At 71.9% G+C, this 13,233-nt stretch carries 10 protein-coding genes; 6 read left to right on the top strand and 4 right to left on the bottom strand.

The genetic code is table 11. The features are described 5' to 3' along the window. Positions 1 to 48: 48 nt before the first annotated feature. From HD596_RS38495 to HD596_RS38480, 4 genes are all read right to left on the bottom strand, one after another. On the bottom strand, positions 49 to 528 hold the full coding sequence (locus HD596_RS38495; RefSeq protein ID WP_185074384.1) for an FxsA family protein: 480 nt from the start codon (positions 526 to 528) through the stop codon (positions 49 to 51). 91 nt (positions 529 to 619) lie between these two features. Then, the gene (locus HD596_RS38490) at positions 620 to 1,369 is read right to left on the bottom strand and encodes a polyprenol monophosphomannose synthase (protein WP_185074383.1); all 750 of its coding nucleotides are present in this window, start codon (positions 1,367 to 1,369) and stop codon (positions 620 to 622) included. Then, the gene (lnt, locus tag HD596_RS38485) at positions 1,369 to 2,919 is read right to left on the bottom strand and encodes an apolipoprotein N-acyltransferase (protein ID WP_313045993.1); all 1,551 of its coding nucleotides are present in this window, start codon (positions 2,917 to 2,919) and stop codon (positions 1,369 to 1,371) included. The genes HD596_RS38490 and lnt overlap by 1 nt, the downstream gene beginning before the upstream one ends. A 985-nt stretch (positions 2,920 to 3,904) precedes the next feature. After that, on the bottom strand, positions 3,905 to 6,373 hold the full coding sequence (locus HD596_RS38480) for a HelD family protein (RefSeq protein ID WP_512699283.1): 2,469 nt from the start codon (positions 6,371 to 6,373) through the stop codon (positions 3,905 to 3,907). Positions 6,374 to 6,576: 203 nt separating this feature from the next. On the opposite strand from HD596_RS38480, the gene HD596_RS38475 reads away from it, so the two are divergent. Genes HD596_RS38475 through HD596_RS38450 form a run of 6 tightly spaced genes read left to right on the top strand, consistent with a single transcriptional unit; the run spans position 6,577 to position 13,220 of the window. Next, positions 6,577 to 7,773: an ROK family transcriptional regulator gene (locus HD596_RS38475; protein WP_185074382.1), complete on the top strand. Its 1,197-nt coding sequence runs from the start codon at positions 6,577 to 6,579 to the stop codon at positions 7,771 to 7,773. A gap of 25 nt (positions 7,774 to 7,798) precedes the next feature. Beyond that, positions 7,799 to 9,145, top strand: a complete 1,347-nt coding sequence (locus HD596_RS38470; protein WP_185074381.1) for an ABC transporter substrate-binding protein — start codon at positions 7,799 to 7,801, stop codon at positions 9,143 to 9,145. Between the two features lies 1 nt (position 9,146). Continuing rightward, positions 9,147 to 10,076, top strand: a complete 930-nt coding sequence (locus HD596_RS38465; protein WP_185074380.1) for a carbohydrate ABC transporter permease — start codon at positions 9,147 to 9,149, stop codon at positions 10,074 to 10,076. Further along, positions 10,073 to 10,978, top strand: a complete 906-nt coding sequence (locus HD596_RS38460; protein WP_185074379.1) for a carbohydrate ABC transporter permease — start codon at positions 10,073 to 10,075, stop codon at positions 10,976 to 10,978. The genes HD596_RS38465 and HD596_RS38460 overlap by 4 nt, the downstream gene beginning before the upstream one ends. Beyond that, the gene (locus HD596_RS38455) at positions 10,975 to 12,234 is read left to right on the top strand and encodes a family 4 glycosyl hydrolase (RefSeq protein WP_185074378.1); all 1,260 of its coding nucleotides are present in this window, start codon (positions 10,975 to 10,977) and stop codon (positions 12,232 to 12,234) included. Before HD596_RS38460 ends, HD596_RS38455 begins: the two co-directional genes overlap by 4 nt. Then, positions 12,234 to 13,220, top strand: a complete 987-nt coding sequence (locus HD596_RS38450; protein ID WP_185074377.1) for an N-acetylglucosamine kinase — start codon at positions 12,234 to 12,236, stop codon at positions 13,218 to 13,220. Before HD596_RS38455 ends, HD596_RS38450 begins: the two co-directional genes overlap by 1 nt. The last annotated feature ends 13 nt before the right edge of the window (positions 13,221 to 13,233 follow it).

The raw sequence follows: 13,233 nt of genomic DNA, 5'->3' as shown, positions 1-13,233 counted from the left end.
CCTCCCGGGGGTCGTCAGATCCCGGACGCATGCCCCGTACCGGGACGGTCAGTCGCGGTCCTCGCGGATGACCTCGCCGTGCACCACCCGGCCGCCGTCCGGCACCCTCACGTCCTGCTGCTGGGGCGGGAAGAGGTTCGCGTACGGGGAGCTCGCGGCCAGCCGCTTGACCCGGCGCTCGAAGAACCAGGAGCCCAGGCGGCGCATCATGGGCCGCGTGAACGGCAGGATGCACAGGAACCCGAAGACGTCGGTGAAGAAGCCCGGCGTCAGCAGCAGCGCGCCGCCCACCAGGACCAGGCCGCCGTCGGCCAGCTCGCGCTCGGGCATCCGGCCGGAGCCGATCGCCTCCTGGAGCGCCCGCCAGGCCCTGCGCCCCTCGCGGCGTACCAGCCAGGCGCCGAGCAGGCTGTCGGCGATGAGCAGGGCCACGGTGGCGGGCCCGCCGATCACCGAGCCGACCTGGATGAGCAGCCAGATCTCCAGGACGGGGACGACCAGGAAGGCCAGGAAGAGCAGCAGCCGCATCGTTTCCTCGATTCCGCACCAGCGCGTTACACCAGGGACAACGGCCGACGGCCGCAAAGCGTTCCGCCCGGCCGCCTAGTGGTGGCCGCCGCTAGTGGTGGCCGCCGCCGCGCAGCCGTTTGGGCAGGCCCGTGACGCCCCACAGGCCGATGCGCCACAGCGCCTCGGACATGATCTTGCCGCTCATCTTGCTCTTGCCCACCGTACGCTCCACGAACGTGATGGGCACCTCCACCACCCGCAGCCCGTTCCTGGACGTGCGCAGCGTGAGGTCGACCTGGAAGCAGTAACCCTGCGACTCCACGCCGGACAGGCCCACCTTCTCCAGGGTGGCGGCGCGGTAGGCGCGGAACCCGGCGGTCGCGTCGCGGACGGGCAGGCCGAGCATCACGCGAGTGTAGAGGTTGGCGCCCTTGGACAGCAGCTCGCGCCGGTGCGGCCAGTTGACGACCTTGCCGCCGGGCACGTAACGCGACCCGATCGCCAGGTCGGCGCCGTCGGCCAGCGCCTCGAGCAGCTTGGGCAGCTCCTCGGGCTGGTGGGAGCCGTCGGCGTCCATCTCGACCAGGACGTCGTAGCCCTCCCGCAGCCCCCACCGGAACCCGGCGATGTACGCCGCGCCGAGGCCCTGCTTGGTCTCCCGGTGCAGGACGTGGACGTGGTCGTCGCCGTCGGCCAGCCCGTCGGCCACCTCGCCGGTGCCGTCGGGGCTGTTGTCGTCGGCCACGAGCACGTGGACCTCCGGCAGCGCCGCCCGGATCCGCTCCACGATCATGGGCAGATTGTCGCGCTCGTTGTAGGTCGGTACGACGACGAGCACCCGGCCGAGAGTCTCCACCATCACTCGTTCCTCATCCGATCGCCTCGCCGCCTGCCCCGCCACGCGGCGGCTCCTGCCGCCGCCGCTCCCATCACCATCAATGCCCACTCAGGAAGCGCCCCCACCGCGGTGGCGATCGTTTCCTGGGTGCGTACGGGCACCTTGACCACGTTCATGTCCGCGACCAGTTCGCGGGTCTGCCAGGAGACCTTACCGTCAGGTCGGATGTAGGCGGAGATCCCCGTGGTGGCGGCGGCCACGACCGCCCTGTTGTGCTCGACGGCCCGCAGCTTGTACATGGCCAGCTGCTGCGTCGGCAGGTTCGACAGCGCGTACGTGGCGTTGTTGGCCTGCATCGCCAGGACCGTGCCTCCGGCGCGTACGGTGCCGCGCACGGTGTCGTCGTACGCCACCTCGTAGCAGTTGACCGCGCCGATCGTGATCGGGCCCAGCTTCAGGTCGCCCGGCTTGTCCCCCGGGACCGACTGCCGTCCGACCAGGCTCGCCCGCTCCCACAGGGCCAGGACGATCTCCTTGAACGGCGTGTACTCCCCGAACGGCACCAGGTGCTGCTTGTCGTAGTAGGCGCCGGGGCCGGTCACCGGGTCCCAGACGAGGCTGCGGGTGGCGCGGGAGTCCTCGCCGATCGCGACCACCGCTCCGATCAGCGTCGGGACGCCGACGTCTCGGACGGAGTCCTGGATGATCTCGCGGGCGTACGGGTCCTGGTAGGGGTCGATGTCGGTGGAGTTCTCGGGGAGGACGACCGCGTCGGGTCTGGGGAGTTTTCCTTCGCGTACGGCCTGGGCCAGGCGCTTCGTCTCGTTGGCATGATTTTTCAGGACAACGGCGGGTTCGTCCCCCAGGAAGCCCATGCCCCTTCCCGGGACGTTCCCCTGGACGATGCCGACGTTGACGGTCCGCCCCTCGTCGCCCGGCCTGGGCAGCGCCAGCGTCAGCACCGGCACGGCCAGCGCCAGGACCGCCGGCACGGCCCTGCGCCACACGCCCTCGGCCCTGGGCCGCACCAGGGCCGCGTAGGCCAGCAGGGCGCCGCACACGGCCACGGCGAACGACACCAGCGGCGCGCCGCCCAGCGCGGCGTACTGCGTGAACAGGGACTCGCTCTGGCTGAACGCCAGCCTCGCCCACGGGAACCCGCCGATGGGCACCTGGCTGCGGGCCCACTCCATGGCCACCCACAGCCCGCCGAACCACAACGGCCACGCGCGCAGCCTGAACACCAGCGCGGCCAGGGCGGCCATGGCGGCGTAGAACACGCTCTCCGTGGCGACCAGCATCAGCCAGACGTCGTCGCCGATGGGCCGCACCCAGGCGAGGGTGGGCAGCAGGAACACCAGGGCGATCAGGTAGCCGAGCCAGGCGGCTCTCCTGGGGCGGGTGCCGTAGAGGGAGGCGACGATCAGCCCGACGCCGATCGGGGCGGCCGGCCACCAGTTGAGCGACGGGAACGCGGTGTACAACGCCACCCCGCCGACCACACCCGCCACGACTCGGGCCCACAGCACCCGCCCCGGCTCCACCCCGTCGGGCCTCGCCGTCTTGGGCACAGCCGCCCTCCCGGTCACGGGTGCGGCATCGGACGCCGGTGCAGCGTCGGGGGCAGGTACGGCATCGGGAGCGACTGGCGGTACGGGCCCGGGGGCGGTGGGGGACGTCGCATCGGACGCAGGCGTCGCATCGGCCAGGGACGCCCCTTCGGACGCGGGTGCAGCGTCGGGGGCAGGCACGGCATCGGACGGCACGGCGGCGGCTGGCGCGGCAGCGGACGTCGCGGCGGGCTCGGGCGTCGAGTCGGTGGGGGATGCGGCGTCGGGTGAAGGTGACCCTTCGGGTGAGGCTTCGGGGGCAGGGGCGGCGGTGGGCTCGGGGCCGTCCGCAGGCACCGCATCCGCAGGCACCGCGTCCGAAAGCACCGCGTCCGAAAGCGCCGCGTTCGCGAGCGTCGCGTCCGGGGTGTCGGCGCGAGCCGGCTCACGCCCGGGGACGGGCGGTAGGCTCGCTCTCTCCTGAACCACTCCGGGGTCTCCTCCGCCGAATCGCACGCCTGCTTGCGAAAACGCTACCGCCCCGCAGGGGCGCCCGAAGCCAGCGCAGCACCGGAAGATCGAAAGAAACGGCGTTTCCCGCCGGGAGGCGGCAGGGTGATCCCGCGGCCTACGGGACCACCCGGCGCACATGTCGGTCCTGCGCACGAGAGCGGGAAGAGGGCCCGGAAACCCTTCGGACCGGACCCGTCTCGTCGGCGGCGAGCTCGGAATTCCGTTGTCTACTGGGCTCCCGGACCCGTCCCGGGTCCAACCCCCCGCCCGGTTGGGGTGCCCCGACTCGACGGACCGACGGCCCTGCACCTGGCTGTGTGGACGGAGTCACACTCCGTCACGGACGCAGGATCCGACGATGTCAGAGACGGCCAACCGGCCAAGTCCCGTGCTGGACTGCGCAGCAAACTACCGACTCCACCTCAGATGTCAACCGTGTCCCGATCAGCAGAAACATCAAGTTTTCGCAGGTAGGACATGGCGCGTAAGCCGGTCAAAGGTCATTTGCGGACGCCGGGGAGCGGCTCGGCAAGCCTCTCAGAGCCTGCGACAGCGGCCGCTCGTGCACCACTCCGAGCCGTTGCGTGGCGCGGGTGAGAGCAACATACAGGTCGCTCGGGCCTCGTGGCGACTGGGCGGCGATGAGGTCCGGCTCGGCCACGATCACCGAGTCGAACTCCAGCCCCTTCGCGTCGGCCACCCCCATCACGGCCACCGGCGCGTCGAGCGCCGCCGCCGCCCCGGCCCGCCCCACGCCCGTCGTCACCGCCACCCCGGCCGGGCCCGCACCGGACGTGCCCCCACCGGCCGGGTCCGCGCCGGACGTGCCCGCACCGGCCGGGTCCGCGCCGGACCGCGCCGCCGTACGTCCCGACCCGGATCCGGCGTTCCCGGTCCGGCCCGAGCCGAGCGTCACCACCACCGCGCCCGCCACCGTGGCGGCCACCTCCGCCCCCAGCGACTCCAGCAGCGCGTCCGGCACCACCACGGCGACCTTGCCGCCCTCCCCCACCTCGGCCTTGACCAGCTCCGCCAGCGCCGTCAGCGGCGCCGACCACGGCTCCACGCCGAGCTCGCGCACGGACGTGGGCGCCTGCAGGGCGGGGTCGATGGTGGCCAGCACCCGGGCGGCCACCGCCATCAGCTCCACCGGCGTGCGGTAGTTGACGGTGAGCCGCTCCTGCCGCCACCGCCCGGCCACGTACGGGTCGAGGACCTCCTCCCACGACCGCGCCCCGGCCGCCGACCCGGTCTGCGCGATGTCCCCGACGATCGTCATCGACCGCGTCGGGCACCGCCGCATGACCGCCCGCCACGCCATGTGCGACAGCTCCTGCGCCTCGTCCACGATCACGTGCCCGTAGGCCCAGGTGCGGTCAGCCGCCGCGCGTTCGGCGGTGGTGAGGTAGGGGCCCTCGCCGCGCTGGCGCTCGGCCAGGCGCTCGGCCTCCATGACGTCGGACAGCCCGGTCAGCTCCAGGACCTCGCGCGCGTAGGCGAGCTCGGCCTCGCGCTCGCGCTCCTCGGCCTGCCTGGCGGCGGCCAGCTCCTCCTCGGCCTGCATCGCGCTGGCCCGCAGCACCTGCTCGTCGATCTCGCCGAGCAGGTCGGCGGCCTCGTCCAGCAGCGGCACGTCCGACTCGGTCCACTCCCCGCCGTCGCGCCGCAGCAGGGCGCGTTCCTGCGGGCTCAGCTCGGAGGCGGCGTAGCCGAGGCGCTCGGGCGAGCCGTACAGGCCGAGCAGCAGCCGCTGCGGCGTCAGGTACGGCCACAGCCGGTTGAGCGCGGACTTGACCACCGGCTCGGTACGCAGCTCCTCACGCAGGTCGGCCAGCTCGTCGTCGTCGATGAGCCCCTTGCCGATCTTGCGGGCCTGCTGCCTGGCCAGGGCGTTCAGCAACGACCGGACGAACACGGCGCGCGCCTGGTTGTGCGGCCGGCGGGAGCGGGTGGCCTTGTTGCGCGCGGCGTCGAGCATGGGACGGTCGATGGTGAGCGTGATGCGCCCGATAGTGAGCTCGACGGGCTTGCGCGGCACCCGCTGCCGGTCGCGTACGGCCTTGGCGATCACCTCGGCCATGCGCGCGTCGCCCTTGAGCGCGGCCACCTCGGGCCGCTCCCTGGCGGTGGCGGTCACGCCCGGGTACAGCTCCCCGACCGTGGACAGCAGCACGTCCGTCTCGCCGAGCGAGGGCAGCACCTGCTCGATGTAGCGCAGGAAGGTGAGGTTGGGCCCGAGGATGAGCACGCCGCGCCGCTCGAGCCGTTCGCGGTGGGTGTAGAGCAGGTACGCGGCGCGGTGCAGCGCGACGACCGTCTTGCCGGTGCCGGGGCCGCCCTGCACGACCAGCACGCCGTTCAGGTCGCTGCGGATGACGCGGTCCTGCTCGGCCTGGATGGTCGCCACGATGTCGCGCATGCGGCCGGTGCGCCGCTCGTCGAGCGCGGCCAGCAGGGCCGCCTCGCCGTTGAGCGTGGCGCGGTCGTCGTCGGTGAGCGAGTCGAGGTCGAGCAGGTCGTCGTCGACGCCGATCACGGCGCGGCCCTTGGTCTGCAGGTGGCGGCGCCTGGTCACGCCCATCGGAGCGGCCGGGGTGGCGCGGTAGAACGGCTGCGCGACCGGCGCGCGCCAGTCGATGAGCAGGCGCAGCTGCTCGTCGTCGGTCATGCCGAGCTTGCCGATGTAGAGCCGGCCCTCGTCGACGTGATCGAGGCGACCGAAAGCCAGGCCGCGCTCGACCGCCCAGAGCCGGGCGAGCCTGGAGGCGTACATGTCGGCGAACGTGTCGCGCTCCGACCTGTTCTGCATCGTGCCGACGGCGCCCGTGGCCAGCACCTCCTTGAGCTGCCGCTGGGTACGTTCGCGCAGCTCGTCGAGGCGGTCGTAGAGTCGGGTGACGTACGCCTGCTCCCTGGCGAGCTCTGTTTGACGAGTTGCCGCCTGACCGTTATTGTGGTTAATGGGACACTCCGGGCCATTCTGCTTGTTGTTACGACAAACGACGACATTAGCACGCCTGTTGAGGCACTCCCACCTCCTTTCTTCCCCCCCGATCTCTTTCCTTGTTACGGCTTGGTTTCACCTGCACCCCGCTCTTGACCCGCGGGGCCCGACTCCCTATGTTCCGAGTTAGGAAAGTTTCCTAACTCGCAAGGAGCCCATCCGTGAGCGGTCCGGTACCGGGGACCCCCAGTCTGCTACGTGCCATCAACGATCGCGCCGCCCTGCAGGCACTCCTCGAACGCGGTCCGCTGACCCGCCCCGAGATCGGCACCCTCACGGGGCTGTCCAAGCCGACGGCGTCGCAGCTCCTGGCCCGGCTGCAGGAGGCCGGGCTGGTCGTGCTCGACGGCATCAGGGAGGGCCTGCCGGGGCGTACGGCGGAGGTCTACCGGATCAACCCGGCGGCGGCGTACGTGGCCGCGCTGGACGTCACGCCCGACCGGATCGAGGCCAAGGTGGCCGACATCACCGGCGCGATCGTCGGCGAGCACACGCTCCCGACCCCGCGCCGGCCCCACGGCGAGCTGGTGGACCGCCTGAACGCGGCCCTGGAGGGCGCGAGCCCGCCGGACAAGCTGCGCCGGGTGGTGATCGGGGTGCAGGCCGCGATCGACCCGTCCACCGGCACGCTCGGGTACGCGGCCGCCAAGGACGTGCCGGGCTGGCAGATCCCCGACCTGGTGCCGACGCTCAGCGCGGGCCTGGGCGTGCCGGTGGACGTGGAGAACAACGTCAACCTGGTCGCGGTGGCCGAGCAGGCGCACGGGGCGGCCCAGGGCCACCAGGACTTCGTGCTGCTGTGGGCCGACGAGGGCATCGGCTCGGCCATCGTGCTGGGCGGCCGGATGCACAGGGGGGCCACGGGCGGCGCGGGCGAGGTGGGCTACATGCCGACCCCGGGCGCGCAGACGGCCCGCGAGGCCGGCCGCTACGCCAACCACGGCTACCAGGCGCTCACCGGCGGCCCGGCGGTGCTGAAGCTGCTGCGCTCGTACGGCGTGCGCGGCGGCGACTTCCGGCACGCGGTCGCCAACGCCGTGCGGGCGGCCGGGGGGAAGGGCCAGAAGGCCGACGACGCCAGGGCGGGGCTGCGCGACATCGCCGCCCGGCTGGCGGTGGGCCTGGCCGCGATCACGTCCGTCGTGGACCCCGGGCTGATCGTGCTGACCGGCGGCGTCGTGCTGTCGGGCGGCGAGACCCTGCGCGAGCTGGTCGAACACGAGCTGCACGCGCTCACCATCCCGCAGCCCCGGGTCCGGCTGTCGAGCGTCGAGGGCAACCCCGTCCTCGCCGGCGCCCTGGATCTGGCTCTTGCCACCGTACGTGAAGAGGTCTTCAGCTCAACCGTTCCGACATGATCCACCACGGCAGGAGGCACCCCCCGTGCGCTTCGTCCCTCTGTCGGTCGCCGCGGTTCTCGCGCTGGCCGCAAGCACTCTGACCGGGTGCACAGCCAACAAACAGGCAGGGCCCTCGCTCGGCGCCCAGCCCAGGCCCTCGGGCTCGGCCTCGCAGGCGCTCCCGGCGGCCACGCTGGAACTGTGGCACGGATTCTCCACGGACGCCGAGGTCAAGGCGTTCGAGGAGGCCATCGCGGGCTTCAACAAGAAATTTCCGCAGATCACCGTCAAGGCCGTCAAGAACGTGCAGGACGACCAGATCACCCAGGCCATCCGGGGCGGGAACGCGCCCGACGTGGCGGCGTCCTTCACCACCGACAGCGTGGCCCAATGGTGCAGGTCGGGATCGTTCCAGGATCTCACCCCGGTGATCAAGCAGGACGGGATCGACCTGTCGGTGCTGCCCGAGGTGGCGCGCTCGTACTCGGGCTTCGAGGGCAGGCAGTGCACGCTGCCGCTGCTGGCGGACGCGTACGGGCTCTACTACAACAAGGCGCTGATGAAGGGCGAGCAGCCGCCCAAGACGCTGAGCGAGCTGACCGCGCTGGCCAAGAAGCTCACCGTGCGCGACGCCGACGGCACGATCAAGGTGGCCGGGTTCATCCCGAGCGTCCAGTACTACGAGAACAGCCCGACCCACCTGGCCCCCATGGTGGGCGCCAAGTGGTACAACGACGACGGCACCTCGGCGATCGGCTCCGATCCGGCCTGGAAGCGGCTGCTGACCTGGCAGAAGGAGCTCGTCGACTGGTACGGCTACGCCAACCTGGAGAAGTTCCGCAAGAGCCTGGGCGACGAGTGGAGCGCCAAGCACCCGTTCTACCAGGGCAAGGTGGCCATGGTCCTGGACGGCGAGTGGCGTAACGCCATGATCGCCAACGAGGCGAAGGACCTCGACTACGGCACCGCTCCCCTGCCCGTCGCCGACGACCGGCCCGACCTGTACGGCAGCGGCTTCACCGCCGGCACCGTGATCGGCGTGCCGAAGGGCGCCAAGCACCCGCAGCAGGCGTGGGAGCTGGTCAAGCACCTCACCACCGACACCGCCTCGCTGGTGACGCTGTCGAACGCGCTGCGCAACGTGCCCACGACGAAGGCGTCGATGGAGTCCCCCGACCTGGCCAAGGACGCCAATTTCACGACGTTCCTCAACATCTTCGCCCACCCGAAGACCTCGACCATCCCGGCCAGCGTGAACAGCGTCTTCAACCAGGAGGTCATGAGCACGTTCATGACCAAGTGGGAGAAGGGCTCCGTACCGGATCTGGACGCCGGGCTGAAGGGCGTGGACAAGCAGATCGACGACAAGCTGAAGCTGTCCGGGGGCTGAGGTGGCCGCGCTCGCTGACGTGTGGCGGCGCCGCGAGGGCCTGCGGGCCCTCGTGTGGCTGTCGCCGTGGATCGCCGGGGTGTCGGTCTTCTTCGTCTACCCGCTGCTGTCCACGGTCTACTTCTCCTTCCACCGCTACGACATGTACACCCTCGAGTTCGCCGGCCTGGACAACTACCGTTACCTGCTCCAGGACCCCAGGGTGCTGACCTCGGCGAAGAACACGCTGTGGCTGGTGGTCATCATGGTGCCGGCGACCGTGCTGTGCTCGCTGGCGCTGGCGCAGCTCGTGGTGCGGCTCAAGGCCGGCGTCGGGCTGTTCCGCACGATCTTCTACCTGCCGTCGCTGGTGCCGATGGCGGCCGGCACGATCACGTTCGTCTTCCTGATGAACCCGGCGACCGGACCGTGGAACCAGTTCCTGGCCCTGTTCGGCGTCCGGGGGCCGGACTGGTTCGGCGATCCGGCCTGGTCGAAGCCGAGCCTGACGCTGCTGTCGCTGTGGAGCTGCGGCCAGCTCGTCGTGATCTTCATGGCGGCGCTCCTGGACGTGCCCAGGCACCTGTACGAGGCCGCGGCCATCGACGGGGCCGGCCCGTGGCGGCAGTTCCGCAGCGTGACGCTGCCCGCGATCGCGCCCGTGCTGATGTTCTCCCTGGTCACGAACGTCATCTACGCCCTGCAGTACTTCACGCAGGCGATGATCGCCTCCCGGGTGGCCTCGGGCGAGACGGACTCGCCGGGCAGCTCGTTCTCGCCCGGCTATCCGGACGAGTCGCTGCTGACGCTGCCGCAGTGGCTGTTCCAGGTCGGCTTCCGCGACTACTCCATGGGGTACGCGTGCGTGCTCGCGCTGCTCCTGTTCGCCACCTCGATGATCTTCACGCTGATCCTGCTGCGGCAGTTCCGCAGGGCCGAGGAGGCGTCATGAGTGCCACGATCGTCGACCCGGGCACAGCGCCGCCCCGCCCGGTGGCGGCGCACGCCCGGCGGGACGGCGTCCGGGCCCGCAGGCGGCGGGTGCTGGTGTGGATCGCCACGCACGCCCTGGCCGTCGCGCTGGCGCTGATGTTCCTGGCGCCGGTGGTGTTCATCGGGCTGACCGCGCTGATGACCGACCAGCAGGCGCTCACCAGCGACCTGTGGCCGCGCAGCTGGAACTGGGACAACTTCGCCACGGTGTTCGAGAAGTCGATGTTGCTGCGGTGGACGGCCAACACGCTCATGTACGCGGTGCTCGGGACGGTGTTCACGGTGGTGTCGTCGGTGCCGGTGGCGTACGCGCTGGCGAAGTTCCGCTTCCCGGGGCGGCGGCTGGCGTTCCTGCTGGTGATCACCGCGATGATGCTGCCGCCGCAGGTCATCGCCGTGCCGATCTACCTGGTGTGGGCGCGGCTGGGGCTGACGGACAGCCTGTGGCCGCTGATCCTGCCGATGCTGCTCGGGGACGCGTTCTCGATCTTCCTGCTGCGGCAGTTCCTGGTCACGATCCCGCGCGACTACACCGACGCGGCCAGGGTGGACGGCTGCTCCGACTTCACGACCCTCGTCAGGGTGGTCCTGCCGATGGCCCGCCCGGCCATCGCGGCGGTCGCCCTGTTCCAGTTCTTCTACTGCTGGAACGACTACTACGGGCCGCTGCTGTACGCCGGCGTCGAGCAGGACCACCTGACGCTGTCGCTCGGCCTGGCCACGTTCAAGGCGTTCCACAGCGTGCAGTGGAACCTCACCATGGCCGCCACGCTGCTGGTGACCGCACCGGTGATCATCGTGTTCTTCTTCGCCCAGCGAGTGTTCATCGAGGGCGTGACTTTGACGGGAGTGAAGGGTTGAAACTGGCCGTGGTCGGGGGCGGCTCGACGTACACGCCTGAGCTGGTCGACGGCTTCGCGCGATTGCGCGACGAGCTGCCGGTGACGGAGATCGCCCTGATAGATCCCGACGCCGCGCGCCTGGAGCTGGTGGCGGGCGTGTCGCGGCGGATGCTGGCGCACGCGGGGCACCCGGCGCGCGTGCTGGCCACCTCCTCGGTGGAGGAGGGGGTCGCGGGGGCGCAGGTGGTGCTGTTCCAGCTCAGGGTGGGCGGGCAGGCGGCGCGGGAGGTGGACGAGACGCTGCCGCTGCGCTGCGGCTGCGTGGGGCAGGAGACGACGGGCGCGGGCGGGCTGGCCAAGGCGCTGCGCACGGTGCCGGTCGTGCTGGAGATCGCCTCGGTGGTACGCGCGCTCGCGCCGCAGGCGTGGATCGTGGACTTCACGAACCCCGTCGGCATCGTCACCCGCGCCCTCTTGGACGCCGGGCACCGGGCGATCGGGCTGTGCAACGTGGCGATCGGCTTCCAGCGCAGCTTCGCCGGCTGGCTGGGGGTGGAGCCCGCGCGGGTCTCGCTCGGCCACGTCGGGCTGAACCACCTGACCTGGGAGCGGTCGGTCCATCTGGACGGCGAGGACGTCCTGCCGGCCATCCTGCGCTCGCACGGGCAGGAGATCGCCGACAGCCTGGGGCTGCGGCTCGGGCTGCTGGAGCGGCTGCGCTCGGTCCCCTCCTACTACCTGCGCTACTTCTACGCGCACGACGCCGTGGTGCGCGAGCAGCGCGCCAAGCCGTCGCGGGCGGCCGAGGTGGCGGCGCTGGAGCGGCGGCTGCTGGAGATGTACGCCGACCCGGCCGTGGTGACCAAGCCGGAGCTGCTGTCGGAGCGCGGCGGGGCGTTCTACTCGGAGGCGGCGGTGGCGCTGATCGCCTCGCTGCTCGGGGACCGGGGCGACGTCCAGATTGTGAACGTTCGCAACGGCGGCACGCTGCCGTTCCTCGACGACGCGGCGGTCATCGAGGTGCCCGCGGCCGTCGGCGCCGGGGGCGCGGTGCCGCTGCCGGTGCCGCCGGTCGAGCCGCTGTACGCCGGGCTGATCGCGCACGTGTCCGCGTACGAGCGCCTGGCCCTGGACGCGGCGCTGCACGGCGGCGCGGACCGGGTGCGGGACGCCCTGCTCGCCCATCCGCTGGTCGGGCAGGACGAGATCGCCGAGGAGCTGACTGGCCTGCTCCTCGAGGCGAACCGCGCGCATCTGCCGTGGGCGGTGGGCTAGTGGGGCGCCCGCGGCTCGTGCTGGCGGTGGACGGCGGCAACAGCAAGACCGACGTGGCGGTGGTCTCGGAGCACGGCGAGGTGCTCGCCACGGGCCGCTCGGGGCCGTTCGCGCCGCAGCGCGACGGGGTGGCGGCGGCGGTGGGCGTGGTGCGGAGCGCTCTCGACGCGCTGGATCCGGAGGTGGTGCCCGAGGGCGGGTTCGACCACGTGTCGGCGTGCCTGGCGGGGGCGGACCTGCCGGTCGAGGAGGAGGCACTGGCGCGGGAGTTCGCGGCCAGGGGGTTCGGCCCGGACGTGGTGGTGCGCAACGACACCTTCGCGCTCCTGCGGGCCGGGGCGTCGGCCGCGTGGGGGGTGGCGGTGGTGTGCGGGGCCGGCATCAACGCGGTCGGCGTCTCCCCCACGGGCGCGGTGGCCCGCTTCCCCGCCCTCGGGCGCATCAGCGGCGACTGGGGCGGCGGCCAGGGCCTGGCGGAGGAGGCGCTGTGGCACGCGGTCCGCGCCGAGGACGGGCGCGGCGTGCCGACCACGCTGACCGGGCTGATCACCTCCCACTTCGGCACGGCGACGGTCGCGGAGCTCGTGCTGGAGGTGCACTTCGGCCGCGTGAGCGAGGAGCTGCTGCACGAGCTGTCGCCGGGCGTGCTCGCGGCGGCCGGGGACGGGGACGCGGTGGCCAGGTCGCTGGTGGAGCGGCAGGCGGATGAGGTGACGGTGATGGCGGAGGTGTGCCTGCGCCGCCTCGGCCTGCTGGAGACGCCGACCGAGGTGGTGCTGGGCGGGGGCATGCTGACGGCCCGCGATCCGCTGCTGACGTCGCTGCTGGACTCGTCCTTCGCGGTGCGGACGCCGCGGGCGAAGCCGGTGCTGGCCGACCTGCCCCCGATCGTGGGCGCGGGCCTGCTCGGCCTGGAGCACCTGGGGGCGGCCGAGGGTGCCAAGGCCCGCCTGCGCGCCCGCTACGAGCCGCCTGGCCGGGGCTGAGGCGCCCCCTGAT

The organism is Nonomuraea jabiensis (assembly GCF_014204795.1).
Classification (GTDB): Bacteria; Actinomycetota; Actinomycetes; order Streptosporangiales; family Streptosporangiaceae; genus Nonomuraea; species Nonomuraea jabiensis.
Note: the sequence above shows the minus strand (reverse complement) of the source record. Positions and strands in the feature narration are given on the sequence as shown.

Excerpts from the sequence above, each read along its gene's own strand:
- HD596_RS38460 (WP_185074379.1), top strand. The coding sequence starts at position 10,073 with ATGAGTGCCACGATCGTCGACCCGGGCACAGCGCCGCCCCGCCCGGTG.
- HD596_RS38490 (WP_185074383.1), bottom strand. The coding sequence starts at position 1,369 with ATGGTGGAGACTCTCGGCCGGGTGCTCGTCGTCGTACCGACCTACAAC.
- HD596_RS38495 (WP_185074384.1), bottom strand. The coding sequence starts at position 528 with ATGCGGCTGCTGCTCTTCCTGGCCTTCCTGGTCGTCCCCGTCCTGGAG.